This is a genomic window from Arthrobacter sp. ov407, from assembly GCF_900102895.1.
GTDB lineage: Bacteria > Actinomycetota > Actinomycetes > Actinomycetales > Micrococcaceae > Arthrobacter.
In genome coordinates, this window is sequence record NZ_FNGD01000014.1 from 58,171 (window position 1) to 83,635 (window position 25,465).

General features: G+C 65.5%; 28 protein-coding genes and 2 pseudogenes. 17 read left to right on the top strand and 13 right to left on the bottom strand.

All coding sequences use genetic code 11. The features are described 5' to 3' along the window. Window positions 1-125: 125 nt before the first annotated feature. Together BLS42_RS16780 and BLS42_RS16785 are read left to right on the top strand one after the other, a co-directional pair. Window positions 126-1,037 carry a pullulanase X25 domain-containing protein gene (locus BLS42_RS16780; protein WP_090583206.1) on the top strand — a complete coding sequence of 304 codons (912 nt, stop codon included), beginning with the start codon at window positions 126-128 and terminating at the stop codon, window positions 1,035-1,037. 143 nt (window positions 1,038-1,180) lie between these two features. Then, window positions 1,181-1,978: an alpha/beta fold hydrolase gene (locus BLS42_RS16785; RefSeq protein ID WP_090583209.1), complete on the top strand. Its 798-nt coding sequence runs from the start codon at window positions 1,181-1,183 to the stop codon at window positions 1,976-1,978. 301 nt (window positions 1,979-2,279) lie between these two features. On the opposite strand, the gene BLS42_RS16790 is transcribed toward BLS42_RS16785, so the two are convergent. Together BLS42_RS16790 and BLS42_RS16795 are read right to left on the bottom strand one after the other, a co-directional pair. Then, complete coding sequence (locus tag BLS42_RS16790; RefSeq protein ID WP_090583210.1) at window positions 2,280-4,133, bottom strand: alpha-glucosidase; 1,854 nt, start codon at window positions 4,131-4,133, stop codon at window positions 2,280-2,282. A gap of 123 nt (window positions 4,134-4,256) precedes the next feature. Continuing rightward, window positions 4,257-5,507: a mechanosensitive ion channel family protein gene (locus BLS42_RS16795; RefSeq protein WP_256336524.1), complete on the bottom strand. Its 1,251-nt coding sequence runs from the start codon at window positions 5,505-5,507 to the stop codon at window positions 4,257-4,259. 164 nt (window positions 5,508-5,671) lie between these two features. On the opposite strand from BLS42_RS16795, the gene BLS42_RS16800 reads away from it, so the two are divergent. Together BLS42_RS16800 and BLS42_RS16805 are read left to right on the top strand one after the other, a co-directional pair. Beyond that, a complete protein-coding gene (locus BLS42_RS16800; RefSeq protein ID WP_090583211.1) occupies window positions 5,672-6,460 on the top strand; it encodes a hypothetical protein in 789 nt (262 codons plus the stop codon). 15 nt (window positions 6,461-6,475) lie between these two features. Then, window positions 6,476-7,246 carry a hypothetical protein gene (locus BLS42_RS16805; protein WP_090583331.1) on the top strand — a complete coding sequence of 257 codons (771 nt, stop codon included), beginning with the start codon at window positions 6,476-6,478 and terminating at the stop codon, window positions 7,244-7,246. Window positions 7,247-7,359: 113 nt separating this feature from the next. Here the strand turns inward: BLS42_RS16805 and BLS42_RS16810 are convergent, their stop codons facing one another. After that, a complete protein-coding gene (locus BLS42_RS16810) occupies window positions 7,360-7,620 on the bottom strand; it encodes a YegP family protein (RefSeq protein ID WP_090583212.1) in 261 nt (86 codons plus the stop codon). A gap of 213 nt (window positions 7,621-7,833) precedes the next feature. Between BLS42_RS16810 and BLS42_RS16815 the strand changes: the two genes are divergently transcribed. From BLS42_RS16815 to BLS42_RS16825, 3 genes are all read left to right on the top strand, one after another. Beyond that, the gene (locus tag BLS42_RS16815) at window positions 7,834-8,151 is read left to right on the top strand and encodes an acylphosphatase (protein ID WP_090583213.1); all 318 of its coding nucleotides are present in this window, start codon (window positions 7,834-7,836) and stop codon (window positions 8,149-8,151) included. 89 nt (window positions 8,152-8,240) lie between these two features. Beyond that, on the top strand, window positions 8,241-8,576 hold the full coding sequence (locus tag BLS42_RS16820) for a cupin domain-containing protein (protein ID WP_090583214.1): 336 nt from the start codon (window positions 8,241-8,243) through the stop codon (window positions 8,574-8,576). 182 nt (window positions 8,577-8,758) lie between these two features. Then, window positions 8,759-10,117 carry a diacylglycerol/lipid kinase family protein gene (locus BLS42_RS16825; RefSeq protein WP_090583215.1) on the top strand — a complete coding sequence of 453 codons (1,359 nt, stop codon included), beginning with the start codon at window positions 8,759-8,761 and terminating at the stop codon, window positions 10,115-10,117. Between the two features lie 44 nt (window positions 10,118-10,161). Here BLS42_RS16825 and BLS42_RS16830 read toward each other — a convergent pair whose 3' ends face one another. Further along, on the bottom strand, window positions 10,162-11,817 hold the full coding sequence (locus BLS42_RS16830; RefSeq protein WP_090583218.1) for a PucR family transcriptional regulator: 1,656 nt from the start codon (window positions 11,815-11,817) through the stop codon (window positions 10,162-10,164). Between the two features lie 106 nt (window positions 11,818-11,923). On the opposite strand from BLS42_RS16830, the gene BLS42_RS16835 reads away from it, so the two are divergent. From BLS42_RS16835 to BLS42_RS16865, 7 genes are all read left to right on the top strand, one after another. After that, the gene (locus tag BLS42_RS16835; RefSeq protein WP_090583220.1) at window positions 11,924-13,195 is read left to right on the top strand and encodes an alpha-hydroxy acid oxidase; all 1,272 of its coding nucleotides are present in this window, start codon (window positions 11,924-11,926) and stop codon (window positions 13,193-13,195) included. Window positions 13,196-13,276: 81 nt separating this feature from the next. Further along, window positions 13,277-14,179: an ABC transporter substrate-binding protein gene (locus BLS42_RS16840; RefSeq protein ID WP_090583222.1), complete on the top strand. Its 903-nt coding sequence runs from the start codon at window positions 13,277-13,279 to the stop codon at window positions 14,177-14,179. A 6-nt stretch (window positions 14,180-14,185) separates the two neighbouring features. Then, entirely contained in the window at window positions 14,186-15,205 is a 1,020-nt protein-coding gene (locus tag BLS42_RS16845; RefSeq protein ID WP_256336525.1) for an amino acid ABC transporter permease, read from the top strand. Beyond that, window positions 15,202-15,969 carry an amino acid ABC transporter ATP-binding protein gene (locus tag BLS42_RS16850; RefSeq protein WP_090583224.1) on the top strand — a complete coding sequence of 256 codons (768 nt, stop codon included), beginning with the start codon at window positions 15,202-15,204 and terminating at the stop codon, window positions 15,967-15,969. Before BLS42_RS16845 ends, BLS42_RS16850 begins: the two co-directional genes overlap by 4 nt. 49 nt (window positions 15,970-16,018) lie before the next feature. Beyond that, entirely contained in the window at window positions 16,019-17,380 is a 1,362-nt protein-coding gene (locus tag BLS42_RS16855) for an MFS transporter (RefSeq protein WP_256336526.1), read from the top strand. Between the two features lie 86 nt (window positions 17,381-17,466). Next, window positions 17,467-17,880: an ester cyclase gene (locus tag BLS42_RS16860; RefSeq protein WP_090583228.1), complete on the top strand. Its 414-nt coding sequence runs from the start codon at window positions 17,467-17,469 to the stop codon at window positions 17,878-17,880. Window positions 17,881-18,195: 315 nt separating this feature from the next. Continuing rightward, window positions 18,196-18,615 (top strand): ester cyclase, encoded by a 420-nt coding sequence (locus BLS42_RS16865; RefSeq protein WP_090583230.1) that lies wholly within the window; start codon window positions 18,196-18,198, stop codon window positions 18,613-18,615. Between the two features lie 163 nt (window positions 18,616-18,778). On the opposite strand, the gene BLS42_RS16870 is transcribed toward BLS42_RS16865, so the two are convergent. From BLS42_RS16870 to BLS42_RS20850, 6 genes and pseudogenes are all read right to left on the bottom strand, one after another. Further along, the gene (locus BLS42_RS16870; protein ID WP_090583232.1) at window positions 18,779-19,243 is read right to left on the bottom strand and encodes an SRPBCC family protein; all 465 of its coding nucleotides are present in this window, start codon (window positions 19,241-19,243) and stop codon (window positions 18,779-18,781) included. A 73-nt stretch (window positions 19,244-19,316) separates the two neighbouring features. Continuing rightward, window positions 19,317-19,520 (bottom strand): annotated as a pseudogene (locus BLS42_RS20665) (glycerophosphodiester phosphodiesterase); the annotation flags it as partial. Window positions 19,521-19,582: 62 nt separating this feature from the next. After that, window positions 19,583-19,789 carry a hypothetical protein gene (locus BLS42_RS16880; protein WP_090583234.1) on the bottom strand — a complete coding sequence of 69 codons (207 nt, stop codon included), beginning with the start codon at window positions 19,787-19,789 and terminating at the stop codon, window positions 19,583-19,585. Continuing rightward, window positions 19,786-20,286, bottom strand: coding sequence for a hypothetical protein (locus tag BLS42_RS16885; RefSeq protein ID WP_090583236.1), 501 nt, complete (start codon window positions 20,284-20,286; stop codon window positions 19,786-19,788). The genes BLS42_RS16880 and BLS42_RS16885 overlap by 4 nt, the downstream gene beginning before the upstream one ends. 9 nt (window positions 20,287-20,295) lie before the next feature. Further along, window positions 20,296-21,255 (bottom strand): sigma-70 family RNA polymerase sigma factor, encoded by a 960-nt coding sequence (locus BLS42_RS16890; RefSeq protein ID WP_090583238.1) that lies wholly within the window; start codon window positions 21,253-21,255, stop codon window positions 20,296-20,298. Beyond that, window positions 21,155-21,442, bottom strand: a complete 288-nt coding sequence (locus tag BLS42_RS20850; protein ID WP_090583240.1) for a sigma-70 factor domain-containing protein — start codon at window positions 21,440-21,442, stop codon at window positions 21,155-21,157. The genes BLS42_RS16890 and BLS42_RS20850 overlap by 101 nt, the downstream gene beginning before the upstream one ends. 418 nt (window positions 21,443-21,860) lie before the next feature. Here BLS42_RS20850 and BLS42_RS16900 point away from each other — a divergent pair, with 418 nt between their 5' ends. The 3 genes from BLS42_RS16900 (at window position 21,861) to BLS42_RS20855 (ending at window position 23,479) form a co-directional block, all read left to right on the top strand. Continuing rightward, window positions 21,861-22,241 (top strand): VOC family protein, encoded by a 381-nt coding sequence (locus BLS42_RS16900; RefSeq protein ID WP_090583335.1) that lies wholly within the window; start codon window positions 21,861-21,863, stop codon window positions 22,239-22,241. A gap of 122 nt (window positions 22,242-22,363) precedes the next feature. After that, window positions 22,364-22,591: a hypothetical protein gene (locus tag BLS42_RS20670; protein ID WP_256336527.1), complete on the top strand. Its 228-nt coding sequence runs from the start codon at window positions 22,364-22,366 to the stop codon at window positions 22,589-22,591. A 558-nt stretch (window positions 22,592-23,149) separates the two neighbouring features. Next, entirely contained in the window at window positions 23,150-23,479 is a 330-nt protein-coding gene (locus BLS42_RS20855; protein ID WP_371129606.1) for a cupin domain-containing protein, read from the top strand. 350 nt (window positions 23,480-23,829) lie between these two features. Here BLS42_RS20855 and BLS42_RS16915 read toward each other — a convergent pair. The 3 genes and pseudogenes from BLS42_RS16915 to BLS42_RS16925 all read right to left on the bottom strand — a co-directional run. Then, window positions 23,830-24,708: pseudogene (locus tag BLS42_RS16915) on the bottom strand (flavin-containing monooxygenase); the annotation flags it as partial. Between the two features lie 155 nt (window positions 24,709-24,863). Then, window positions 24,864-25,022, bottom strand: a complete 159-nt coding sequence (locus tag BLS42_RS20860) for a hypothetical protein (protein WP_371129604.1) — start codon at window positions 25,020-25,022, stop codon at window positions 24,864-24,866. A gap of 90 nt (window positions 25,023-25,112) precedes the next feature. Further along, window positions 25,113-25,358, bottom strand: coding sequence for a response regulator transcription factor (locus BLS42_RS16925; protein ID WP_256336529.1), 246 nt, complete (start codon window positions 25,356-25,358; stop codon window positions 25,113-25,115). Window positions 25,359-25,465: the final 107 nt, after the last annotated feature.

The following is a 25,465-nucleotide window of genomic DNA, read 5'->3' on the forward strand; positions in this document are numbered from 1 at the left end:
CCTCGCGCGCTCCGCTCGGCCCTGTCATAGTGGGTCACGACACACAGAGTTAACAGGATCCGCTCGCAAAAACCATCGTTTCCTTGGCAAAATGCAGGTGGACCAATTGCTTCTAAAGGAGACCCATGGGCGCGAACACCGCGGAAAACACCAACCTTCGGCTTAAGGCCGTGCTGGATGTCCTGACAGAGGAGGTATGGACCGGCGAGAAGCCGAACGCCGGAGCCGTACTCGGCGAGGCAATCGCACGGGTGCCCCTCAACGACCACGAGCGTGAACTCCTCAGCGGCGGCATTCCCCGCGGCCACAAGACGCTGACCACCGCCACGTCGAAGCTGGTCAAGGCCGGCTGGCTGGTCAAGGGCCGCTCCGGCTGGTCCATCACCGACGACGGCCAGCGCGCCACGGTTGCTTTCGCCGAGCCTGCCGCCTTCTCAGAAGCGCTCGACGCCGGCACTCCGGTTCCGGCTGGCACCCCGCTGCCGGCGGCTCCCGAGGCAAAGCCGGCGAAAGCGACAAAGGCAGCCGCAACGCCGGCCGCCAAGGCCGAGGAAGCGCCGTCGAAAACTGCCAAGGTTGCTGGCAAGGCTGCCAAGCTTGTCGAGGAAGTTGTGGCCCCCGTTGCCAAGGCTGTGCGGAAGCGCAAGCCCGCTGCGAAGGACGCGGACGCTGCCTCAACGGACGCTGCCGCAGCGGCTCCGACGGCGGCAGCCCCGGCTGTGAGCGTCGAAACCATCGAGCAGCCGGAAGCCGTCGCGGTTGCCGGGGACTTCAACGTCCTGATCGGCGCGCCCGCCAACTGGGCACCGCAGTATGACGAAGCCCAGATGGAACTGGACCAGGTGGATCAGCTCTGGAAGATCGCCGCGGACATTCCTGCCGGCTACTACACCTTCAAGATCGCACTGAACCGTTCCTGGGACGAAAACTACGGTGCGTTCGGCGTCTTCGACGGCCCCAACCACGAGGTCCACCACGGCGGCGGCCTCCTCGTCATTCAGTACGATCACCGCACCCGGGACATCGTCCTGCAGTAGGCACCGACACCCAACCGTCCTGCCGACACGCAAATGACCCTGCGACACCCGAATTCGGGTGTCGCAGGGTCATTTGCGTGTCGCGGGCCGCTCCGCGCATCATGAGCCTGCCCGGGGCCCTCGGATCGACCTAGCATTGCCTCATGGATACCGTCGAGGTTGCGGGCCTGCGCATCAGGTACCAGCGAGCGGGCCAAGGTCCGCCGCTGGTCCTGCTGCACGGAGCCTACGAAGACAGCCGGATCTGGCGGCGGCAGCTCGACGGGCTGTCGGATGAATTCACGGTCGTCGCCTGGGATGCGCCCGGGTGCGGCGGCTCGGACGATCCGCCGCCGGACTTCACCGGAGAGGACCTGGGCAACGCCCTGGCAGGATTCCTGCGGGAAGCGGTGCCGGGCAGGCCGCATATCCTCGGGCTATCCATGGGTTCCGGCATTGCACTGGAGTTGTATCGGGCATACCCTTCGGTCCCTGCGTCGCTGCTGTTGGTCTCGGCGTATGCCGGTTGGGCGGGATCCCTTCCGCCCGAGGAAGTGGAGCGCCGCTACGCGCAGGTTCTCGCCGAACTCGACCAGCCGCCGGAACAATTCATCCCGGTGTGGCTGCCCACTTTATTCACCGACCATGCCGATCCAGCGGCTGTGGAAGAAACCGGCGCCATCATGGCTGACTTCCATCCGAGCGGCATGCGGGCACTGTTGAACGCGAACGCACATGCCGACTATCGCGATGTCCTGCCCACCATCGTGGTGCCCACCCTGCTGCTGTACGGCACGGAGGACGTCCGCGCGCCGCTGAGCGTGGCCCTCGAGATGAACCGGCTGATCCCGGGTTCGACGCTCGTGATGATTCCCGACGTTGGGCACATGGCGGCCGTCGAGGCGCCGGACGCTTTCAACGCCCAGGTCCGCCGGTTCCTGCACGGCGTTACCGCCGGTTGACGCCCGCTAGAACCTGGTCGGGTCCGGCCGCGGCGGCACCGGGCCGGGGTCCGGGATCGGGAGGGGATTGGGCGTCGGGAACGGACCCGGTGCCGGTGACGGTGTGGGCGCGGGTCCAGGTACCGGATCAGGCCCCGGAACCGGCGGTGGCGTGACCGGGCCAGGTTCCGGCGGGAACGGGTCCCCGGGCTCCGGTGGCGGCGTCGTGGGGCCCGGTTCCGGCGGAAACGGATCGGGTTCGGGTGTCGGTGGAATGGTCATGCCGGGCTTCCTTCCTTAGCTGGCGTTCCGGATAAGGCAATCAGGCGCCGCTGCGCCGGCGCAAGACGCGCAGTTCCCAGGGCCGCAGGCGTATCGCGCCCGCGGCAGAGCTGCCCCGCACGGCACTCGCGGCTGAACCGCCGTCGGCTGAACCGCCGTCGGCCGCCGCGGCCGAATCGCCGTCGGACGGGTAGTTGCCCAAGACCAGCTCCGCATCGGCCCAGGCCTCGTCCCCGATCTCCGCGTCGCGCACCTCGCCGGAAAAGTTGCCCAGAACCAACAGCTCCGTGCTGTCTGAGGGACTGCCCGGGGAACCAGCCAGTGCCCGAGTGAAGGCGTAGACGTGCGGGTCATCGGGCAGCAGCATGGTGAAGTTCCCGTGCGAGACCACCTGCTCCGCATGCCGCAGCGCTATCACCTTGCGGTAGAAGCTGTAGACCGAGTCCGGATCATCCACCTGGGCGGCGGCGTTGATGTGGTTGGCGTTCGGGTTGACCGCGATCCAGGGAGCCCCGGTGGTAAAGCCGGCGTGCCGGGAGGCGTCCCACTGCACGGGGGTCCGCGCGTTGTCCCGGTTCAGCGGCGCGAGGGCGGCGAGGACTTCGGCGTCGGTGTGGCCGAGGTGCGTGGTGGCTTCGCGGTGGTGGTTGAGGACCTCGATGTCGCGGTAATCGCTGATCGCGCCGAAGCTCATGTTGGTCATGCCCAGTTCCTCGCCCTGGTAGACGTAGGGCGTGCCCCGGTGCAGGTGCAGGATGCCTGCGAGCATCTTGGCGGAGAGCTCGCGGTACCGCGGGCTGTCGTCGCCGAAGCGGGACACGGCGCGGGCCTGGTCGTGGTTGCCCCAGTACAGGCTGTTCCAGCCGGTCTCGGCCAGGCCTTCCTGCCAGCGTCCCAGGGACTGCTTCAGCTCGGTGAGCAGGAGCTTCTTGGGCCGCCATTTGTCGCCGTCCTCCTGGTCCAACGCCACGTGCTCGAACTGGAAGACCATGTCCACCTCGGCCCGGGCGGGGTCGGTGTACAGGATGGCGTCCGCCACGGTCACGCCGGGCATTTCGGCCACGGTGAGCAGTTCGCCGGTCCGGGCCGCGAAGACTTCCCGGTGCATCTCCTGCAGGAACTCGTGCATGCGGGGGCCGTCGATGTAGGAGCGGCTGCCGTCGCCGAAGAGCTTGCCGTCCGCGATCGGCCCGTCCGGGAGCGAGGTGTCCTTGGAGATGAAGTTGATGACATCCATCCGGAAGCCGTCCACGCCCCGGTCCAGCCACCAGTTCATCATCTCGTAGACCGCCGCGCGGACCTCGGGATTCTCCCAGTTCAGGTCCGGCTGCTTCTTCGAAAAGATGTGGAGGTAGTACTCCCCGGTGGCCTGGTCGAACTCCCACGCGGGCCCGGAGAACGCCGAGCCCCAGTTGTTCGGCTCCGCGGCCGCAGGGCGGGAGGCCCCGGCGTCGACCTCCCGCGGCTGCCGCCACCAGTACCAGTCGCGCTTCGGGTTCTCCTTCGAGGACCGGGACTCCACGAACCAGGGGTGCTCGTCCGAGGTGTGGTTGACCACCAGGTCCATCACCAGCTTCATCCCGCGCGCGTGCAGCCCGTCGGTCAGTTCCCGGAGCTCCTCCAGGGTGCCGAAGAGCGGATCCACATTGCGGTAGTCGCTGATGTCGTATCCGTTGTCGTCCTGCGGGGAGGTGTAGATCGGGGAGAGCCAGACGACGTCGACCCCCAGCCGCTGGAGGTAGTCCAGCTTGCTGAGGATGCCGCGGAGGTCGCCGATGCCATCGCCGTTGGAGTCGGCAAAGCTGCGCGGATAGATCTGATAGACGACGGCGCTCTGGAACCAATCGCTGGCCGTCGCCTTAGGTGTTTCCGCGGGGGCTTCTTCGACCGTCATGGGGGACTCCTCAGCTGGTCCTGCAGACAATGGGGCAGCGCTGTTGCTGTCCCGCCAACGTCTGATTATCGACCAGTTGGCGGAGGCTGGGAAGACCTGCCCGGTCTGCGGTCCGGGCCCAGCCTAGTTCTGTGAGGCGATCGCGTTGTCGCGGTCCTCGAAGACGTCCTCGCCCGGGCCGGAGAAGGCCTTGGAGCGCTGGATCGCCTCGATGGATCCGGTGAACAGCTGGGAGTCGTGGGGGTCCGGGTGCCGGTGGTGCTCGGCCGTGGCGGCAGCCTTGCCGGGACGCTTGGCCCCCGTCCCGGCGTCGGACAAGGGGTAGGAGGCGGACGCCGACGCCGACGCCAGCGATTCGAGGCGGACGTGGGGGAGCGCCGTCGGGTGGTCCTGCTGCAGGAACAGCACCAGTTCCTCGCGGATCAGGCAGCGGAGGTCGAACAGGGAGGCGCTGTCTGCGGCGCTGACCAGGATGCGGACGCGGACAAAGCCGGCGGTGGCGTCGGTGATCTGCAGGATCCCCACGCGCTTGTCCCACAGCGGGGTCTCGGCCAGGACCTTCTTCAGTTCGCCGCGCATCTCCTCGACGGGAGCGCGCCAGTCGAGGTCGAACTCCACGGTGCCCATGACCTCGGACTGCCGCCGGGTCCAGTTCTCGAACGGGGTGGTGGTGAAGTACGTCGAGGGCAGGATCAGCCGGCGGTCGTCCCAGATGTGGACCACCACGTAGGTCAGGGTGATCTCCTCGATCCGGCCCCATTCCTTCTGGACCACCACCACGTCGTCAACCCGGATGGCGTCCGTGAAGGCGAGCTGGATGCCGGCGAAGACGTTGACCAGCGAGGTCTGCGCGGCGAGGCCGGCGACAATCGAGATGACGCCCGCGGAGGCAAGGAGCCCTGCGCCGAGGGCCTGGATCGCGGGGAAGGTCAGCATCATGCTGCCCAGGGCCAGCACCACGATCAGGGCGACGCCGATCCGCCGGGCCAGGATCACCTGGGTGCGCAGCCGCCGGGCGCGGCGGTTGTCCGCGACATCCACCCGGTACCGGTTCAGGACCATCGCCTCAATGATGAGCAGCATGGCGATGGCCAGCCAGGCCAGGGAAGCGATCAGCGCAATTAGCAGCAGATGGTCCAGGCCGTGGCGCCATTCGAGGTCCCCGCTGCTTGTGGCCAGCGCGATCCGGACGCCGATCAGGCACAGCGACAAGCGCAACGGCAGCCGGGCCACCCGGGACGTCTCGCGCAGTTCGGGCTTGCTGCGGTTGAGCCGGAGCACAATCTTGCGCACCAGCCAAGACAGGACCAGCCCGGCAACCACGGCGAGGGCCATGGCCAGGAACGGCATTGCTTGGGTCAGGAACTCTTGCATTACTTAAGCTCTAGCAAGCTTTCCGTCGGCACTTGAAATCGCCGGGATGTCAACGTGGGTCCGGTCACGCCCGTGCGGGCAGAGGCGGGCACGGCAGGTTCCGCGCCCGGTTGGCCGCCAACTCGGGACTTTTGCCCCTTGTTTTTGCGTCCGGAAGCTCGACAATGGTCGAACCACTTGAATCCCAGGGGGAGGGTGACATGCGTCGACTCGCGGCGTTCGGCACGGCAGCGTCGGCCGGCTTCTTGGTTGCGGCACTGCTCGGCGCCTGCGGTGCGCCCGCGAGCCCAGGCCCGGGCACGACGTCGCCGTCGATGCCCTCCGTGCCCCCGCTGACGTCCGCGCCGGGCGGAAACGGTGCCGCGCCCACCGAGCCGCCCTCGGCGCCCGCCACACCCGCGCCGACCGCGGCGGACTGGAAGATCTTCAAGACCCCGGACGGGCAGTTGCAGTTCGACTACCCGGCCGAATGGACCGTCAAGGACCGCGGCGCCGAGGCCTCGCCCGGCGGGGTGTTCCTGGAAGTCCTCACCGCAGATGGCAAGTCGCTGGCCACGTTGCGAACCAACGTGGCCACGGGCTCGGAATGCCCGCAACGGATCCCCTACCAGGTGCTCGATGTGGTGCCCGTTCCGGCTTTGGTCCAGGAGGGGGTCACGCCGAACTTCATCTTTGAGTTGCGCCTGTATCCGGCAGAGAAAGACCCCATGAAGGCCAACGTCATGGCGTACGGCATCAGCTCGGCACCCAAGCCGCACGGGCCAGATGCCTGCCCGATCTTCCATTACTTCACCTGGCCGCCCGGCGGAGCGTCGTTCGGAGGCGTCTACAACCCCTTCGACACCAGCCCGGGGAACGAGCCCCATGTCGACAGCCCGGAGGCCTACCTGGAGACCTCCGAATTCAAGGACATCAGGAAAATGATCACCTCGCTGCGTCCGGCGGGGCAGTAGGTGCGGCCCGGACTCATGGTGAGGCAGCGGCGACGCACAGTACTTCAGGCTCCGCTTGTTTTCGTCCTCGCCGCTGTGCTGCTGGCCGGCTGCGGCTCGCCCACGGTGCCACCCGAGACATCCGACGCTGCGACGGATCCGGGGACTGCAACGCCGGCCACCTCGACGACGGCGGGTGGCCCGCCGTCGTCGTCCGGTTGGAAGACGTTCACGACGTCGGACGGGACGCTGAGTTTCGACTACCCGGCCACATGGGAGGTCCGGGACCCGGCGGGGGAGGCGCCGCTGGGCGGTGAGTTCGTGGACGTGGTGAACGCCGCCGGGAAGCAGATGGCCGCGCTGCGCACCAACATCGTCACGGGCGCCGAATGCGGCGACCAACAGCCGTACATGCTCATCGATTCCGAGCCGATGCAGGCCCTCGCCGAACCCGGTTCGGCGGACCAGAATGTGCCGCGTTACGTCTTTGAGGGGCGCGGTGACACCGCAGCCGCGGAAGCTTCGCCGCCCACCTACGCGTCGTACGGGATCACCATGATGCCGGAGGAGACCGGACCCATGTCGTGTCCGATGTTCCAGCTGTTCCTCTGGCCACCCAGCGGCGCGCTGTTCGGCCAGGCCTATGACCCGGCAAAGAACACGACGCCGGGGGACCCCGGGCTGCCGTATCTGGAGAAAGCGAAGCTCTACGCCACCACGGCGGAGTACCAGGACGTCCGGAAGATGATCACGTCGCTGCGTCCCGCCGCCAAGGGCACGGGCGCCGCGACGGAACCGGCGAAGTAGCCGCAGCCGGGTACAAGGCGCCCTCAAAGCGGCCGCCGCAGCGGGGCACAGAACAGCAGCGGGGCATAGAACAGCAGCCGGCCGCACGGCCGGCTGCCGAAACTAACTGGGCGCTACACGGCCGGCAAGTGCCGGTGGCGGTGGTGGCCTGTTGGCGAGGCATTCCTGCTGCCGCGCTTCCCGGTCCACGGGTTGCTGCGGGCTTCCCGGATCAGGCCCGTGCCGGCGCATTCGCGCACGGCCATGATGCCGTTCGCCGCCTGGCGTTTGTCGTCGAATGCTCGGGAAATTGCCAACACGGTCCCGTCGCCGGCGAGCAGCCGGAACCGGACGTTGGATTCCGCGTCGGTGAAGATTTCGAATTGTCCAGCCATTGTCTTGTCCTTTTCTGGCGGTTGTGACCGCCGGTGGGTAAGAGCACTTCGGTGTGCTGTTGCCGGGTCTTCGACAAACTGCTCCAGTGCAAAAAACCAGCCTTTCGCGGATGTCGGCCGCGCGGAAAGGGGCAAAGGTCCCGTTGTGTCTGGGCGGTGAGACTAAACCTGCGGGCCCAAATCCGGGGCCGTGGTGGGCGCTACATTGGGAGCATGACTGACAAACACCGTGCGCAATTTCCGGCCGATTCCGGCGAGCCCGTGCGGCTGAACGCCCGGGTGTCCGGTGTGGTCCAGGCGGTCGGCTTCCGGTACTGGACCGTCCGGAAGGCCGAGGAGTTGGGGCTCAGCGGCACGGTCAGGAACAACTTTGACGGCTCCGTGGGCATCGTGGCCGAGGGCCCGCAGTCCGTGGTGCTGGAGCTGCGGCGCTGGTTGCGCTCGCCGGAGGCGCCCGGCCGGGTGGAGGACGTCGAAGAATCCATCTCGGCGGCGACGGGGGAGTTCGGCGGATTCGACGTGGCGTACTAGGGGCGTAGTAGGGCTCCAGCTGTTCAGTAACCCGGGTCCGGGGCGAAGGACCCTCGGCAGCGCGGCGTGAGGCGAGTAGCCTGTGGCCCATGCAGAAAATATCGATCGATGCCCTGGCCAGGCAGCAGATCACGGCTGCCCTCGCGGCAGGGAGCGGCCGGGCCGCTGACACGGTGTTCGGCGGGCACGAGAAAGTTCTGCGCCAGACCGTCATGGCGTTCAGGGCCGGGACGCAGCTGAGCGAGCACCAGAACCCCGGCGAGGCGACGGTATTTGTGCTCCGCGGCTGTGTGCGCCTGCGTGCCGGCAACGAATCCTGGCAGGGCAAGACCGGCGATCTGCTGATCGTGCCGGCGGGGCTGCACAGCCTGGAGGCCGAGGAAGACTCGGCGATCCTGATGACGGTAGCCAAGATCAGGACCTGAACCGCCGGCCCGACTCTGTGTTGGCCGCAGCCATTCGAGGCGAAGGAGAGGCCGAAAGTGAATTCCAGGGATGGCAGAGAGCTCAGGCGCCCGTGCCCTTGGCGTGTAGGGGAGCGCCGGGCGGCGGCCGGGAGGACGGCCGTCGTCGGAGTAGCGCAGATCGGGGGCGCGTCGTGACTGTCATGCCGTCCCTTGAGGAGGTCCCGGCAACCCGGCGGTGGTGGGCGAGGGCGGCTTACGTCGCGGCCCTCTTGGCGGTGGCTGTCCCCTTGGTGGCAGCGGGTTTTGCAGGCACAATTGCGCTGGTCATTACCGGTGTGGGCGCCGTGTTGGTGGCCGTCGCTGCGATCTACTGGTTCCTCATCAGCCGCGGTGTGCTGCGCTGGGGTGCGCTGGCGCTCGCGGTGCTTGCCCCGCTGGTGGTCGTGGCCCTGTACATCCAAGGGAGTCTGCTGCGGGAGGTGGTGATCGCCATTGCGCTGCTGTTAGTTGCGCTGGTCTGTGCCCGCGCCGCCCTCCGGGAAAGGGGGGAGGGCAAGGCCATGGCCGAGTACCCCGCCCCCAGTTGGGGGCATGCCTTCCTGGTGATGAATCCGCGGTCCGGCGGGGGCAAGGTGGTGAAGTTCGAGCTCCAGCGGAAGGCGGAGGAACTCGGCGCCGAGGTGGCACTTCTTGAAGGTCCGGGACCGGTGGATGTCGACGCGTTGGCCCGGCAAGCGGTGGAGCGCGGGGCCGATCTGCTCGGCGTCGCCGGTGGGGACGGAACGCAGGCGCTGGTGGCCGGCATCGCGGCCGAGCACAACCTGCCGTTCCTGGTGATCAGCGCCGGTACCCGCAACCATTTCGCCCTGGACCTGGGGCTGGACCGGGAGGACCCGACGGGCTGCCTGGACGCCCTCCGGGACGGGGTGGAGCTTCACGTGGACCTCGGGAAGATCAACGGCCGCACCTTCGTCAACAACGCATCGTTCGGGGTGTACGCCGAGGTGGTGCAGAGCCCGGCGTACCGGGACGACAAGGCCGGGACCGTGCTGGAGATGCTTCCGGACCTGATCAGGGGCGACAAGGGTGCGCGGCTTCAAGCCCAGGCGGACGGCGTGACGGTGGACGGACCGCAGGCGGTGCTGGTGAGCAACGGTCCTTACGGCAGCAACGACCTCGCCGGCCTGGGCCGCCGAACCCGGCTGGACCGCGGCGTTCTCGGCGCGGTGGCGATCTCCGCCGCCAGCACCCGTGAAGCGGTCGGCCTGCTGCGCCGTGCCACGAAGCACGGCCTGATCCAACGCGCCGCGGCGGAGGTGGTGGTCGACGCCGACGTGCCCGAGATCCCCGTCGGAGTGGACGGCGAGGCTCTGCTGATGAGCACGCCGGTGCGGTGCAGCATTGAACCCCGCGCGCTGCGGGTGCTGGTTCCGCGGAACCGTCCGGGCGTCCCGCCGGCCCAGCCCTCCCTGGACCTGGTCCGACTCCGTGAGCTGGCATGGGGGCGGCACCCGACTGCGCCGTCTGCACCGTCTGCGCCGGGGCCCGCCGGGGAGTGACAGTGCCGCGGGCAGATCAAGCCTGAATCTTTGTGGGACGGCGACTAGTTGTGTCTTGCCCACAACTGCAGCCACACGAGCAGGCGCGTTTCGGCGTCGTCGAGATCTATGCCGAACAGCGGCTCCACCCGGGACAAGCGGTAGCGGACCGTGTTGACGTGCACGTCCAACGACTTGGCGGCGTCGATCGCGTTTCCGCCGCAGCTCAGGTAGGCGTAGATGGTTTCCTCGAAGGATTTCTTATGCTGTTCGTCGTACGCCGCGATGCTGATCGCGTGCGCCCCGGGCAGTTGGCCGGCGGTGGTCAGCGCCGAGACGAACTGGCGCAGCAGCAGACGCGAGCCGAGGGAGTCGTCGTCGGCCACGATGTCATCGGAATCGGCGGCTATGCGCCCTTCCGCGACGTTGCGCACAAGCTCGGACAGGACCAGTTCCGCGTTGACCCTGGACTCCTCGAGACAGTCGATCGTCGCTGCAACACCCAAGGCAGCCAGGACCGGGCGTGAGAGAAGCCGGCGCGCATTCTGCACGATTTTCAGAATCGCGCCGCGTTGGAACTGACGTGACGATTCGGTGGTTTGCGGCAGGACGATGTAAACGATGTTGTCCGAGAGCCCGCAGACGGCCGAGGGCAACCGGATGGCGCAGGCGGTCCGGATCGTGTCGAAGAGCCGGAGTCGGGACTGCAGCGTTTCGGCCGCGATGGCATCGGACGGCCACACGCCCAGGGCCGCAACACAGATCGACGGCGCCGAGATCCCGAGCCTGATGGCCGCCAGTTCGGCGCGTTTCGGATCGAACAGCAGCGGCTGGACCAGGTCTATCTGGCGCGTGAGGTTCGAGACGTAGGTGGTCCGTTTGTGCAGGATGTGGAGCGCGGCAACGTTGGCGGCTTCCCGCAGGATCCGGTCGGCGTCCTCGTTGTGGTCGTCCGCCAGTTCAAGGAGCCACAGCGAGCCCAGGACGGAGTCGCCGGCCCGGATCGCGATTGCCGTGCGCCGGAGCAGCGGATCCTGCGTCGTCACGTCCAGCGCATCGGTGGCGGCATGGACACGACGGTAGTCATTGTCCGTTTCCACCGAATGCGGCACTTGCAGACTCAGGATGGAACTCCTGCGCGTCTCGTCAATGGGCTGGTCCGGGAGGGTCGAATACGCCAGGATCGTCTGCTCAGGATCGGCGATCGCGATGGCACCGCCGGCTTGGGCCGCCACCGTGTTGGCGAGGTCGAACAGGTCGCCGGGCCGGATGTCCACCAGAGTCCGTCCCGATTGCCGGTGCGGGATGACTGCGGCATCCATGATCTCCGCGAGCTGGTTCCACGGCACCGAGTCGGAGGCCCGGAAAAGCGCCATCCCGTTGTCCCTGGCGGCTGCCCGCAACACTTCGTCCGAGGTGCCGTTGGATTTGTAAACGATCGCCACGTAGCCGGCGTCGCTGAGCTCTCGAACCTTCGCGCCCAGACGTTTCCCGGAAAGGGACAATCCGATGGCCAGGGCGACGGCGCCCGGGAACTTGGTGGGCCGCGCCGTCGAGTCATAGAGAACAGAGCCGGCGACGATCTGCTGGTCATCGGCCGGCATTTCCATGAGGCTGAGAATTTCTGAACCCGCCGAGCGGGCGACGTCTGCCAACGTTGGCAGGGCATGCCGCTCCGCCGCCGGCGTCGTCACCCGGACACCACAGATGGCGTTTGGCATTCGCTACTAATGATGGGCCCCCTCAATTTGTCGGTAACTCCATAGTCGTGCGGAGCTTCATTTCCTACGCTGAACCATAACGCAGGACGCAAAGGGAAGGCCGTCATTGAAATTCAGCGAAGCCAAACAGCTCATTCAGGTCAAGGCCCCGGTGATATCCCGCCAACGGCGCGTGCTGGCGGGCGCTTTCAATGTGGAGGAATACCGGAAGTCGGCACGCAGGGTTCTGCCGGCCGGGATTTTCGATTATCTCGACGGCGGATCTGAAGACGAGGTGACGCTCCGCCGCAACCGAGCCGTCTTCGACGCGTGGGCCCTCATGCCCAGCTGGGGCCCGGTTTCCGGCCCGGACACAAGCACCACCCTGCTCGGAAAAGAAAGCGCGCTGCCGCTCACGTTGACCCCCACCGGGGCCACCCGGTTGTTCCATCCCGAGGGCGAGCTGGCCGTCGCGGCTGCCGCCGACCGGGCCCGCATCCCCTACGGGCTGGCCGGACTGAGCACCGTGGCCATGGAAACGATCGCAGAGCACCACCCGACCCTTGACCGCTGGTTCAACTTTGGGCTCACTTCCGACGCCCAGGCGCTGAAGGACAAACTTGCCCGTTGCGAGGCCGCCGGATTCACCACCCTGATTATCGGCGTCGATACACGGGCTCTGGGTTCGAGGGAGAGGGACCTCCACAACGGCTTCACCGCGCCGCCCGCTCTAACGCTTTCAACCATCGCGGACATCGCCCGCCGCCCTTCCTGGTGGGTCAACTTCCTGAAATCGGACGGCATCAGTTTCCCGAACCTGGATCCGCGCAGTGCCGCAGCCACCTCTGTGGTCACCCCGTCCATGTGGCAGCACATTCTTGGCCACTCTGATGCGACCAGCGGGTGGAAGGAACTGGAAGCGTTGCGGCAGGCCTGGCACGGCAAGATCGTGTTGAAGGGCTGTGTCAACCCGGCCGACGTGGCCAAGGCCTCCCGTATTGGCCTGGACGCCGTGCAGCTGAGTAATCATGGCGGACGCCAACTCGACCACATGCTGAGCCCCATGGATGTCCTCCAGGAATCGCGGCAACGGGTGGGCGATTCGATCGAGATCTATGTGGACTCCGGCATCCGCAGGGGGAGCGACATCCTCAAGGCTCTGGCACTGGGAGCCGACGCCTGTTCGATCGGCCGGGCCTACCTGTACGGGCTGGTGGCGGCCGGATCGCCGGGTGTCGGTCGCGTCATTGAAATCTTCGGGGATGAACTCCGGCGTACGATGACGTTAGTGGGCGTCTCCAGCGTTTCCGAGCTGAAGGCTCGCGGCGGGGAAATTCTTCGGGACATTCGTCATTCCGGAGAGATTCTGGAGACAAGAGCGTCGGAAAGCACGAATTAATGAGTTCTGAACAACCAGGCACACAGTGCCCTCCCGCAGCGTCGCGGGAGCCTAGAGAATCCCTGAATAGCTAAGGAAGCCATGCGCACCCGATACCTTCTTCCCGTTCTCACCCTAGCCACGGCGCTCTCGCTCTCGGGCTGTGTCAACAACAGCGAACCCGCCGCCACCAGCGGGGCCACCGGGACCGCTGACGCCGTCGACGTGCAAAAGAATGACTCCATTGCCGCGTCGCTCCCGGAAAAAATGAAGAGCTCAGGCGTGCTCAACGTCGGCATGGCTAACAACTACCCGCCCAACGAGTTCAAGGACGATAACGGTGAGCCGGCAGGCTGGTCTGTTGACCTCACCAACGCCCTTGGCAAGGTCATGGGGTTGAAGGTCAACTTCGACATCGGCACCTTCGATAACATTCTGCCGGCGGTGAAGGCAGGGAAGGATGACATGGGAATGTCGTCGTTCTCCGACACGCTGGAACGCGAAAAGCAGGTGGATTTCGTGAATTACTACTCTGCCGGCATCCAGTGGGCCTCCCCGAAGGGCAAGACCGTGGACCCGAACAACGCCTGCGGTCTTAAGGTCGCCGTCCAGGCCACCACCTATGAGGACACGCATGAGGTGCCGGCGAAGTCGAAGGCTTGCACGGATGCAGGCAAGCCGGCGATCACCATCTTCAAGTACGACGCGCAGGACCAGGCGACCAACGCCCTCGTGGTGGGACAGGTCGACGCGATGAGCGCCGATTCGCCCGTTACTCTATATGCGATCTCCAAGACCAAGGACAAGCTGCAGACCGCCGGCGACGCCTTTGAGGTGGCGCCGTACGGTATGCCCGTTGCCAAGGGGAGTGAATTTACGCCGGTCCTGCAGAAGGCGCTCCAGTCGCTGATCGACGACGGCACGTACAACAAGATCCTGTCCAAGTGGGGCGTCGAATCCGGTGGCGTGAAGACGGCAACACTCAATGTGGCAGCCAAAGGGTGATAGCAAATGAGCGAGCCGGAATCCGACAGGATGATTGAGTCGGAACCTGACAAGAAGCTGCGGGCCCGGAGCGGACAGGACACGGACACCTCGCCGGCGGAGGCGATAGTCGCGATCCCGCTGCGGCACCCGTGGCGGATCGTGATTGCCGTGGTTCTGCTGCTTGGGTTGGCGGTCTTTGTCCTGGACGCTGCCCAACGCTCGGACTATGGCTGGCCGGATGTGGGCAAGTACATCTTCGACCGCCGAATCAGCCAGGCTGCGTGGGTGACGTTGTGGCTGACCATCTACTCGATGATCGGCGCGATTGTCCTGGGCCTGTTGCTGGCGATCATGCGACTCTCACCAAATCCGGTACTGAAGAGCATTGCCTGGCTGTACATCTGGATCTTCCGGGGAACTCCCGTCTATGTGCAGCTGGTCTTCTGGGGCATCGTGGCCCTGATCTATCCGGTGTTTACGCTGGGGATTCCGTTCACGACGCCGTGGGTCACCGTACCGAACGATATCTTCACGAACCTGTTCATCACGGCGGTAATCGGGCTGGCCTTGAACGAGGCCGCCTACATGTCTGAAATCGTGCGTGCCGGCCTGTTGTCCGTGGACGAGGGCCAGGCAGAGGCTTCGACGGCCCTGGCGATGTCCTGGGGTCAGACCATGCGGTACGTCGTGGTTCCGCAGGCCATGAAAATCATCATTCCGCCTACCGGCAACGAAGTTATTTCGATGCTCAAGACCACTTCCCTGGTGGCCGCAATTCCATTGAGCATTGACCTTTACGGGGTGTCCCGTGGCATTTCAGCCGTGACGTTCACTCCGGTCCCGCTGCTGATTGTGGCTTCCCTCTGGTACCTGCTCTTCACCTCCGTCCTGATGGTCGGCCAGCACTTCATTGAGAAGCGCTTCTCCCGGGGAACCGGACGGGTCAAGGCAAGCAAGGCACCAGCCGCGCCTGAACAGGCACCGACGGCCGGACCCGGCGCACCGGGCACACCGCTCGGCACAGATTTTGGAGGTAAGGGATGACGGTCGTGCCAATGGTGCTTGCGGAGAAGGTTTCCAAGAATTTCGGTTCCAACAGGGTCTTGCGCGGGATCAGCCTGGAGGTAGACCCTGGGGAGGTCCTCTGCATTGTGGGGCCCAGCGGTTCGGGCAAGTCGACGTTCCTGAGGTGTATCAACCACTTGGAAGTGGTTGATGGCGGCCGGCTTTCGGTCGATGGACAGCTGGTCGGCTACCGTCAAAAAGGCGAAAAGCTCTACGAACTCAAGCTCAAGGAAGCCGCTTTCCAACGCCAGGAAATTGGGATGGTCTTCCAGCGGTTCAACCTGTTCCCGCACCTGACTGCGGTGGAGAACATCATCCTCGCTCCCATGCGGGTGAAGAAGATTTCCAAGGCCGCCGCCACGGCAAGGGCCGTGGAACTGCTGGAGCGCGTGGGGCTGGGGGACAAGGGCGATGCCTATCCGGCGCACCTTTCGGGCGGCCAGCAGCAGCGGGTGGCCATTGCCCGTGCCTTGGCTATGGACCCGAAGCTGATGCTCTTCGACGAGCCGACCAGTGCCTTGGACCCGGAGCTGGTGGGCGAGGTCCTGGACGTCATGAAAGGACTGGCCAAGAGTGGCATGACCATGATTGTGGTGACCCACGAAATGGGGTTCGCCCGCGAGGTGGCGGACACCTTGGTCTTCATGGATGACGGCGTGGTGGTGGAGGCCGGAGCTCCCCGCCAGATCCTGAGCGATCCGCAACACGACCGGACCAAGGCGTTCCTCTCCAAGGTCCTCTGAGGCGTCACAGGGTTTCCGGGCACGGGCGGCTATGGGACAGACTGTTGCCGTGAGCAACTCTCCCCGGGCGGGCCTCGCCGTCGCCGGCCTCAGCCTTGGCACCTCGCTGAACCCTCTGAACTCCTCGATGATCGCCGTCGCCCTCGTGGTGCTCCGCGAGGATTTCGGGCTCGACGTCGCCACGGTCACCTGGGTGATCACCGCGTTCTACCTCACCTCCGCGGCTGGACAGCCGCTCATGGGCCGGCTCGCGGACCGGTTCGGCCCGCGGCGGCTGTTCCTGCTGGGCATGGCCTTGGTGGCCGTGACCTGTGCGCTCGCTCCCTTTGCGCCGAACTTCGCGCTGCTGTGTGTGGCGCGGGCGTTCATGGCCCTCGGCACAGCGACCGCATACCCGAGCGCCGTCGTCATGGTCGCCGCGCTGGCGCGGGAGGCGAACGTGAAGTCCACGCGACCGCTGGGCCGGATCCAGATGGCGAACACGTCGGCGGCTGCCGTCGGGCCCGTGGTGGGCGGCCTGCTGGTGAGCCTGGTGGGGTGGCAGGCGCTGTTCCTGGTCAACGTCCCGCTGTCCCTGGTGGCGATCCTCGTGGTCCGGCGCTTTGCCCCGGCGGACGGTGCCCGGGAGCGCGGCCGGGTGTCGGAACTGGTGCGGGACTCGGACCTGCCTGGGATCGGCGCGTTCATCGGTGCCCTGGTGCTGGTGATGATGGCGCTGCTGAATGTGCTGCCCGCCTACCGGTGGGGGCTGCTGGGCGGCGGGCTGGTCCTCGCGGCGCTGTTCGCGTGGCGGGAGCTGCGGTTCAGCCCGCCGTTCCTGGACCTGCGGCTGCTGGGCCGCAACCGGCCGCTGCTGCTGGTCTACCTGGGCTTCGCGCTGTTCAACGGCGTGTACTATTTCGCGTTCTTCGGCCTGCCGCAGCTGCTGCAGACCGCCGGCGGCTACGATCCCGGCGTCGTGGGCATCCTCATGCTGCCGCTCGCGGCGATCTCCGTGGTCGGGACGCCCTTCGCGGTCCGCGCGATCGACAGGTTCGGCGTGCGGCGGGTGCTGATCGCCGGCGTCGTGCTGCTCATGGCGGCGTCGGCCTGCATGTGGCTGCTGACGGTGTCCCTCGCCGTCCCGCTGGTGCTTGCCCTGACCGCCCTGCTGGGTGTGCCGTACTGCGTGGTCGCCATTTCCTCGAGCCAGGGCATGTACGTGTCCACCCGGCCGGAGGAACGCGGGGTGGCCGCCGGGATCTTCCAGACCTGCCGCTACCTGGGCGCGATCACGGCCACCGTGCTGATCGGCATCTTCTACGGCAGCGGCGTGACCCAGGCAAACTGGGGACTGATGGTGTTCGTGATGCTGGGGCTGGGTGCGGTGGTGTTTGTGGTGTCGCTGCGGTGGCGGGAGCGGCGGGCCTAAGGTCCGCCGGATGCGCGAACCGTTGATGTGCCATGGCCGGAGTGGGAAACTTGGGCTGCGGTCTCATCCACTTTAAGGAGTCGGAAATGGCTGACGGGACTGGATTGATCAAGCGGTTTTACACAGAGATAATTGGGGACGGAAATCTCGCCCTTATTGATGAGCTGGTCAGTGATGACTTTGTCGATCACGACCCCCTACCCGGACAATCGCCCGCCAAGGACGGCGTCGGGTACTTCGTCAACACGATGCGGGCGGCATTCCCGGACCTCAAGGCCAAGACCACCGAACCTGCGCTGGTAGATGGAAATCTCGAGGCACAATACGTGGTCCTGACCGGAACGCACCAGGGAGAACTGATGGGCGTCGCGCCCACCGGTCGCAGCGTCGAATTCAGCGGCGTCGACATCATCCGCGTCGACGGCGGCAAAGTAGTCGAGCACTGGGGAGCCACGGACACCATGACCCTCATGCAACAAATCGGCGCCGTACCGAAGTAAGCCGTACCGAAGTAACGCGCAGCAATTTTGTGCGGCGAGGGGCCACTCCGCGCGGAAGGGCCCCTTGCCGTCATGGTGTTTGTCGTGTCGCTGCTGGGCCCGGAACGGCGGTAATCAGGGCATCTTGACACCCTCGAAGCCCCGGAATATCTTCTGCCTTAACGAGGCTTTTCGCCCGATCCCCGCTGGCATCTCCACAGTAAGTCTCGGCGCTCCTCGCAGGCTTCTGCCCGGCGGGGGCGCCAGAAACGAGAGCTCCCTGGGGAATGGTCTGGGGGGATCTGATTTCGGTCTCTCACCTAAAAGGAGTCGGAAATGTCTGAAGGTGTTGGATTGATTGAGCGGTTTTACAAGGACGTCATAGAGAGCGGAAACCTCGCCCTGATTGACGAGCTGGCCGCGGACAGCTATGTGGATCACGAGGAGGCCCTACCCGGGCAACCGCCGGGCAAGGAAGGCGTTAAGTACTTCGTGAACACGATGCGGACGGCTTTCCCGGACATCAAGGTCAAGGAAATCGAGCCCAGGGTGGCCGCCGGAAACATGGAGGCATGCCATGTGATTCTCACGGGTACGCATCGCGGGGAACTGGCCGGCATCCCGGCAACGGGCAAGAGCGTCGAGTTCGACTGCACTGACATCATCCGTGTCGAGGAAGGAAAAGTGGCCGAGCACTGGGGCACCACGGACAACCTGAGCCTCATGCAGCAGATTGGCGCCGTGGCGGTTGCCTGATCAGGGCCTACGCACGCGAGGGCGACGAACAACAGGGCCGACGCGCGCAGCAAAAATGGCTGTCCACGTTCCCCGCAGGGAAACGCGGACAGCCGTTCGACGTCGGCAGCGTGCGACGTCGGCGTCGATCGTTAGGTCAGGCGGCCGGCGCCGGCGAGACATATCAACGACTATCTAGTACCGCCTGCAGCTTCTCAAGCGACTCAGTCCAGCCGCCGCGGTGCAGTTCAAGGCGTTCCTCCGTCAGGAAGGGTCCCTGCGAGAGCACTACGCGCGTGCCTTTGCCGGTACTCCCGAGCGAAAGGTCGACGACGGTTTCCCGGTCGTCCGGCATCGGTTCATCCCAGCGGAATGTGTACACCAGATGCCATGGAGCATCGATCTCCAGGAACTCGCCGGAGAGATGGAACAGTTCGCCGTCCGGTGGCGTCATGACGAAGCGGTAGCGGCCGCCCACCACGAGGTTGAGTTCCGCCTCGGGGATGACGAAGCCGTGCGGACCCCACCACTTCACCAGTTCGGCCGATTCCGTCAGCATCCTGAAGACTTCTTCCGGGAGAGCAGCGAGCGTGCACTCCAGGTTCAGTACCAGCCCGCCGGTTTTCTCATTCCCAGTTGGCTTACTCATCGTTCCACTCTGGCATCCTGCGGACGTTGACGGAAGCGGATCGGGCTGGCAGTCGCCTGCCACGTCGCGAGCGTCAGCAGCATGCCGCATGACCAGGAAAATTCCCCTTCGTTGTGTTGCTAGATCTAGTGTTGCTAGATCCCAGTCGCGTAGGCCTTGGGAGCTTCAGGCCGCGCTCTTCCATTACCGTTCGCAGGCGGGTGGGGTAGTCACTGATGATGCCGTCCACGCCGAGGTCCATCAGGCGCTTCATGTCCTCTGTGGTATTGACGGTCCAGGCCGCCGAACAAACCACGGACGTCCTCCGCCGACCGTAGCGAGTCCCGGGGCCTGCAGCGCTCAGTCGGTGTGGCCGCGGGGTTGTTCCTGGGCGAGGGCCTTAACCCATTCGGGGGTCACCTTGCCAAGCCGGCGGTCGGTGACTTCACGAAGCTGGGCCGCCGCGATCTGCATGGCGCGGTCATCTTCGTCGAAGACTTCTTCCGGTTCGACCTGTGAAGACGCGGCGTGTGCGCCGTGATGGACCGGGGGTGTTGCGGTGCTCATCGTGCTCCTCCTTCACGTTCGCCGGGTTTGTGGACTTCTTCATTGTCGCCCGGTGCGGGTTCGCCGTCCACTGTGGCGCCCGCCGGCGTGAGGCGCGCCGGAGCCACCGGCGAGGACTGCGCTTCGGCCGTCGCGCGGGCCGTACGGGCATGCGCCGCTTGGTCGAGAGGCTTCTCCGATGCGGCTTCCAGGACGGCGAGCTCGCCGTCGCCGGCCAATTCGCTTTCACCCAGGACTTTGAGGACCTTCAGCCCGATGGTGCCGCGCTTCTTGTCCCCGGAGTAGACGGCGTCCAAGGCCCACTGGGCCCGATTCCACCATTCGGCGCGGTTGTCCGCTTCAGCTTTCTGCTTCAGGGTCCGCCAGCCGATGACCCCAGCGACCACCGCGCCGAGGAGCACCGCCAGCGGGCCCAGAGCGGCAAGAATCTGCCACCACTCGGCGGGGCCGGTGTGCACGAAGACCTCGATCGGTGTCGGAGACGGAGTTGGTGGCATGCGACCAGCCTAAGCCGCAGCTCGGACGGTCACCGCTGCTCCGGTCAGCGCGGCGTGCTCGGACGGCGACGCCGTCTCTTCGGCGGTTGAGGGCTGGCCGCCGAATGAGTTGTCATCGTCAAGATGAGACGGCCGCAAGGCGTTGGACCGGGACGGGTGTTTGAGCTTCTCCATCGCAGAGACCTCGATCTGTCGCACGCGTTCGCGGGTCAGGCCGAACGCTTTCGCGACGGCGTCCAAGGTGTTCCCGGCACCACCATTGATGCCGAAGCGCATCGCAATGACCCGGGCCTCCCGGTCCTCGAGCGTGTCAAGGACGGCATGTACTTGCGCCTTCAGCTGTTGGTGGAAGAGTAAATCGAACGCGTCAGGATCAGAAGGGTCCAACAGCTGTTCGGCCCGAGTTTCAGTTCCGCCCCGGCCGTCAGGCACTTCGGAGTCCAGCGAATAGACCGACGTATCCAAGGTCAACAGATACTCAATCTTTGCGAGCGAATTGTTCGTCAGCTGGCCAAGCTCCTCGTTGCTGCAGACGGTCCCGGTCAGAGCGGCCGTCCGTTGCGCTGACGTCACTTTTTGCAGTTGATCGACGACGTTCACTGGCAGCCGGATAAGACGCGACTGATTAGCCAGCGCCCGGATGATGGCGCTCCGGATGAACCACGTGGCGTGGGTGGAGAATCGGAAACCCATGGTGAAGTCGAACTTGTGGACGGCTTTGAGCAGTCCTAGGTTTCCTTCCTGGATGATGTCCTGAAGGTCGAGGCCCCGGCGGGTGTAGTGCTTGGCGATGGACACTACGAGCCGAAGGTTGGCGTGGAGAAGCGCGTCGGCGGCACGGTTACCCAAGAGGACGATGGTCCGAAGCTCACTGACGTCCTGCCCCGGCCGGGATGTACAGTCCGCCAAGAGGTGCTCCGCGAAAAGCCCCGCCTCGATTTTCTTGCGCCAGTTCCACTTCTTGCTCAACGGTGAGCAAGTCGTATCGGCTCAGCCGACGCAGGTAGTCCGCGACGGCGTCGTCGGTGAACCCGCCGCCTGCAGCCAGTAATTCCGGCCGGCCAGAGTCGTTCCGCTCAAAGGATTCTGGGACCGAGTCCGCTACAGCAGGCGGGGACGGCGTTCCATCGATTGCCTCATGGATCAGGTCAGCCATGTCATCCCCTGTCGGACGGTTCAAGCTACTGAAGCCAGACTAAGAGGCCGGTGCGACAATTTCGGGGGCGATGGCGGACTCTGGAAGGGCGGTCGAGCCCACCGGCCGCAGCGTCGATTTCAGCGGCATCGACATCATCCGGATGGCGCAGGACATGGACCTCGTGGGGCCGGTCCAAGACCTTTCGACCGGATGCCAAGCACCCCTACTTCCGCACGACCAAATCGGTCCATAATGACCACATAATCTTCGGGGACCCCTCGCGCTGGTGATGAGTGGCGTGGCGTTGAAGAGTCCCAGGTGGCTGCCCCGGCTCGGCGCAAGGAGCGGCCACGGGCTCGGGACAAGGATTCCGCGGACCGAAGCCGGGGGGAGCAACGCCGTCGCTGCGGTCATCTACGCACTGAAGGGAATCATCATGCTCACGGATTCAAACATCATCGCTGTCCTCCCCGCGAGTGACATCAACAGGGCGAAGCAGTTCTACCGGGACAAGCTGGGAATTGAACCCTCCGATTCCATGGAGGAGGGCAGCGTGATGTACAGCTGCGGCCAAGGAACCCGATTCCTCATTTACCAGACAGAGAATGCAGGGACAGCCAAGAACACCCAGATGGGCTGGGAAACGGACAATCTCGAACGCGAGATGGAGGAACTGCGAAGCCGCGGCGTCGTCTTTGAAGATTACGACTTTCCCGGCCTGAAGACGGAGAGCGGCGTCGCCACAGCATCCTGGGGGAAGGCAGCCTGGTTCCTGGACAGCGAGGACAACATCATCAACATCTCCCAGCGCACGTAGGCCGGAGTCTGGCACCGATCAACTACGCAAAGCATCGCTGGCGCCGGCTACGAAGCCGGAGGGAACGGGACCCCGCCTTCAATGCGGGAGCCGGCTTCAGCGTGCCCACGAGAGTCTAGAACGTGGGCCCCCTGGAAATCAGTGAATCAGCCCTTGGGCTCGTAGCTCGAAACGTCGCAGCAGGCGCAGGATTAACCGCCGCTCTCGCCGGCGGCGGCATGTATCTCGCAATGGCCGCTCCGGACGGCGCAACGACCTCCACAACACCGTCCGCTTCCCAGCACAAGGGCAGCCACCAAGCCAACGGCATCACCGAGCAGTTGGTGCAGATGACACTGCCGCCCGTGTGAAAGCGGCAGCGACGGCCGCCAACCCCGGGGTGAACGTCGTCCGCATCGAAACCGACGCAGAGGCGGCTGCCTACGAGGCCCATATCCGAAAGGCCGTTGGGACACAGCGACGGTGAAATTGGATGCCTCGCTCAACGTCACGGGCACCGAAACGGGCAAGCAGCGCTAAGGGCCGAGGGAACGCCTGGCGGGCCCGGAAAGGCAGGGCTGGCAGCCCTTCGGGGACGTCGGGACCCATCGTGAGGATGGGTCCCGACGGTGCTATGTCGGTTCCACCCTGTGGTGGGTGCGGACGCCAGTAAGCTGCACGGCATTGATCGGATCGGGATCCTGAGTAGCATTGCAGGCACTTCCAAGCTGAGGAGCGTCATGGACAGGTTCGAGGGTACGACCGCGCCGGCCACCGAAGTACAGGGCAGGGCATACAAACTTGCAGCCGACGAAGGGACCGCACTGTGGTTCACGAACGCACTGGTCATGGTCAAGGCAGGCGGCCCCGAGACGAAGCAGCGGCTGACCGTTGTAGAGATTTTGCATCCGGCGGGTTACTCTCCGCCGATGCACCGGCATTTGGTTGAGGATGAATCCTTCTACATTATTTCGGGTACGGCTCTCTTCGAGAGCGACGGTGAGCGCTTCACCGTGCAAAGGGGTGATTTCGCCTTTCTTCCCCAAGGTTCCACCCACTCGTTTTTGGCGGGCCCTCACGAGCCCTTCCGCTGCCTGGTGATCACCGTGCCGGCCGGCTTCGAAACCTTCACCGCCGAGGCGGGAGCACCCGCAGCGCGGAGGGAACTGCCGGAACCTGAACCCATCGACGGCCCGGCACTAACCGCGATCGCTGCACGCCACAACATCGAGATCATCGGGCCGCCGCTCACCACCTGACCCACATTCCCCGTGCCGACGCCCGCCGGTCCCGGTGCGCCAAGGACGTGTCCACGTGCGTTATGCCGCCGGCCCGCTCTGGACCTCCGCTGCGTGCTGCGGAGCCCGGGTGGCGGCGAGCCGCTTCGCCAGGTATTTGGCGTCCGGCACACGCCGGGCAGGGTTTCCGATGCTGCCGCGAAGATGAGGTCTTTCCCCAGCAGGTACAGGCCCGGCAGGGCATCCACGATCCCGCGGTGCTGCTGTTCCCGCCCGTTCGCGGGCAGCGCCGGGATGTCCAGCCATGGGTAGGCCTCGGTGAAGCCCGTGCACCAGATGACGTTTGCCACCGGAAGGCTCTGACCGTCGTCGAGTATTACACCGCCGTCCTGAATTCCGGTGACCCGCGGTACCACGTGGACGCCGGCGGCGCCGAGGTCCGCGAGCTTGGTACGGATCAACGGCGTAGCCATGGCAGCAATCTTGGGCAGCACCTTACGCCCGACCGGCGTGTTGGTGTTTAGCACGTGCATCCCGGCAAAGCGGACCACCGGAAGGAAGAAGCGGGCCGCGGTCCGGCCGTGCCGGAACGGGATCTCGGCACTCGGCTTGCCCGCCAGCCAGGTTTCATGCGTGCGACTGGTCTCCAAGGCGATCTCCGCCCCGGAGTTGCCCACCCCCACCACCAGGACGGGACCGGGCTTGAGCTGGGCCGGGTTCTTGTAGTTGTGGGAGTGGATCTGAACGACGTAGGACGGCAGTTCCGCCGCAAAGCCCGGCGTCTTGGGCAGTTGGCAGGCACCCGTGGCCAGGACGACGTTCGCCGCCGTCCAGCGCTGCGTCCCAGCCGTGACATGGAACCGCTGCCCGTCGTGGCTCAGCCGGGTGACGGCCGTGTTGGGCCGAACCGGCAGGTGAAACCGGGAGGCGTAGTCCTCCAGATAGTCCGCCTGCTCGTCCTTGGTGGGGAAGGCGAGGGGGTCGCCCGGGAACGGCGGGCCGGGCAGGCCGTTGTACTTGGCCGGGGTGAACAGGCGCAGCGAGTCCCAGCGGCTCCGCCATGCGTCGCCGACCCGTGTGCCGGCGTCAAGAATGACAAAGTTCCGGTGCTGCTGCGCCAGATAGTAGCCCAGCGCCAGGCCGGACTGTCCGGCGCCGATGATGACGGTGTCAACGGCGGCAGTGCCGACGACGCCGCCGGTGTCAGTTGCTGGGGTGGTGTTCATGGTGGTGCCTCCTTGGTGTTGCATGTGCAGTGGGGTGGTTATGAACGCTGATACTGCTGTTGCGCCGGGTGGCCGGCGGGTCCGGACCGGAAGCTTAGGTACCAGATGAGCAGCAGCGCGGAGGCGACGACATAGAAGGAGTGCAATAGCCAGATCGGCCCCGGAGGGAGGCTGAAGACTTACACGGAGTGCACTGCATTGGCGACGTTGCTCAGCGCGAGATAGCCGAGGCTGTAGGAGTCAAGATCCCTCGTGCGTACGGCCTTGAGCAGCATGGGCAGGTGGCTCACCGCGAAGAGGCCGGTGGAAACCATTCCTGCGAGCACTGAAACGTTCATGTCATTAACGCTATTTTCGTCGCGCCGCGGCGAATCGGGCGAATCACCCATTTCCCGGGGAGAAATCCGGCGGGCGGGAAATGGGTAATTTTATGCAGGGAGGGAGGTCAGGGCGAGTCCATGCTGGTAGGCGTAGGCCGTGACCGCGGCTCGGGAGGTCAGGCCCAACTTGGTGAAGATATTGCTCAGGTGCCGGGCCACCGTTTTCTCGCTGATGAACAGGTGGGTAGCGATGTTCCGGTTGCTCAGTCCGGCGGAGACGAGCTGCACCACCTCGGTTTCGCGGGCGGCAAGGTGCGGGGCCCTGCGCGAGCGACAGTACGGCGACCCGGTCACCGACGTACGGGAAGTCGAGTGCCGCCGCCGGGCCACTGACCACGTGGCGCGCCGCCGACAATTCGAGTAAAGGCAAACGAACTACAAAAGGCTGTCCACGTTTCCCC

What these genes read in the sequence shown, in the direction of transcription:
- BLS42_RS20860 (WP_371129604.1), bottom strand. Translation starts at nt 25,022, where the DNA reads ATGAACGTTTCAGTGCTCGCAGGAATGGTTTCCACCGGCCTCTTCGCG.
- BLS42_RS16840 (WP_090583222.1), top strand. Translation starts at nt 13,277, where the DNA reads ATGCGCACCCGATACCTTCTTCCCGTTCTCACCCTAGCCACGGCGCTC.
- BLS42_RS16900 (WP_090583335.1), top strand. Translation starts at nt 21,861, where the DNA reads ATGCTCACGGATTCAAACATCATCGCTGTCCTCCCCGCGAGTGACATC.
- BLS42_RS16795 (WP_256336524.1), bottom strand. Translation starts at nt 5,507, where the DNA reads ATGCAAGAGTTCCTGACCCAAGCAATGCCGTTCCTGGCCATGGCCCTC.
- BLS42_RS20855 (WP_371129606.1), top strand. Translation starts at nt 23,150, where the DNA reads ATGCACCGGCATTTGGTTGAGGATGAATCCTTCTACATTATTTCGGGT.
- BLS42_RS16800 (WP_090583211.1), top strand. Translation starts at nt 5,672, where the DNA reads ATGGTCGAACCACTTGAATCCCAGGGGGAGGGTGACATGCGTCGACTC.
- BLS42_RS16845 (WP_256336525.1), top strand. Translation starts at nt 14,186, where the DNA reads ATGAGCGAGCCGGAATCCGACAGGATGATTGAGTCGGAACCTGACAAG.
- BLS42_RS16880 (WP_090583234.1), bottom strand. Translation starts at nt 19,789, where the DNA reads ATGAGCACCGCAACACCCCCGGTCCATCACGGCGCACACGCCGCGTCT.
- BLS42_RS16785 (WP_090583209.1), top strand. Translation starts at nt 1,181, where the DNA reads ATGGATACCGTCGAGGTTGCGGGCCTGCGCATCAGGTACCAGCGAGCG.
- BLS42_RS16865 (WP_090583230.1), top strand. Translation starts at nt 18,196, where the DNA reads ATGTCTGAAGGTGTTGGATTGATTGAGCGGTTTTACAAGGACGTCATA.
- BLS42_RS16820 (WP_090583214.1), top strand. Translation starts at nt 8,241, where the DNA reads ATGCAGAAAATATCGATCGATGCCCTGGCCAGGCAGCAGATCACGGCT.
- BLS42_RS16885 (WP_090583236.1), bottom strand. Translation starts at nt 20,286, where the DNA reads ATGCCACCAACTCCGTCTCCGACACCGATCGAGGTCTTCGTGCACACC.
- BLS42_RS16810 (WP_090583212.1), bottom strand. Translation starts at nt 7,620, where the DNA reads ATGGCTGGACAATTCGAAATCTTCACCGACGCGGAATCCAACGTCCGG.
- BLS42_RS20850 (WP_090583240.1), bottom strand. Translation starts at nt 21,442, where the DNA reads ATGGCTGACCTGATCCATGAGGCAATCGATGGAACGCCGTCCCCGCCT.
- BLS42_RS16805 (WP_090583331.1), top strand. Translation starts at nt 6,476, where the DNA reads ATGGTGAGGCAGCGGCGACGCACAGTACTTCAGGCTCCGCTTGTTTTC.
- BLS42_RS16860 (WP_090583228.1), top strand. Translation starts at nt 17,467, where the DNA reads ATGGCTGACGGGACTGGATTGATCAAGCGGTTTTACACAGAGATAATT.
- BLS42_RS16790 (WP_090583210.1), bottom strand. Translation starts at nt 4,133, where the DNA reads ATGACGGTCGAAGAAGCCCCCGCGGAAACACCTAAGGCGACGGCCAGC.
- BLS42_RS16780 (WP_090583206.1), top strand. Translation starts at nt 126, where the DNA reads ATGGGCGCGAACACCGCGGAAAACACCAACCTTCGGCTTAAGGCCGTG.
- BLS42_RS16825 (WP_090583215.1), top strand. Translation starts at nt 8,759, where the DNA reads ATGCCGTCCCTTGAGGAGGTCCCGGCAACCCGGCGGTGGTGGGCGAGG.
- BLS42_RS16830 (WP_090583218.1), bottom strand. Translation starts at nt 11,817, where the DNA reads ATGCCAAACGCCATCTGTGGTGTCCGGGTGACGACGCCGGCGGCGGAG.
- BLS42_RS16850 (WP_090583224.1), top strand. Translation starts at nt 15,202, where the DNA reads ATGACGGTCGTGCCAATGGTGCTTGCGGAGAAGGTTTCCAAGAATTTC.
- BLS42_RS16815 (WP_090583213.1), top strand. Translation starts at nt 7,834, where the DNA reads ATGACTGACAAACACCGTGCGCAATTTCCGGCCGATTCCGGCGAGCCC.
- BLS42_RS16870 (WP_090583232.1), bottom strand. Translation starts at nt 19,243, where the DNA reads ATGAGTAAGCCAACTGGGAATGAGAAAACCGGCGGGCTGGTACTGAAC.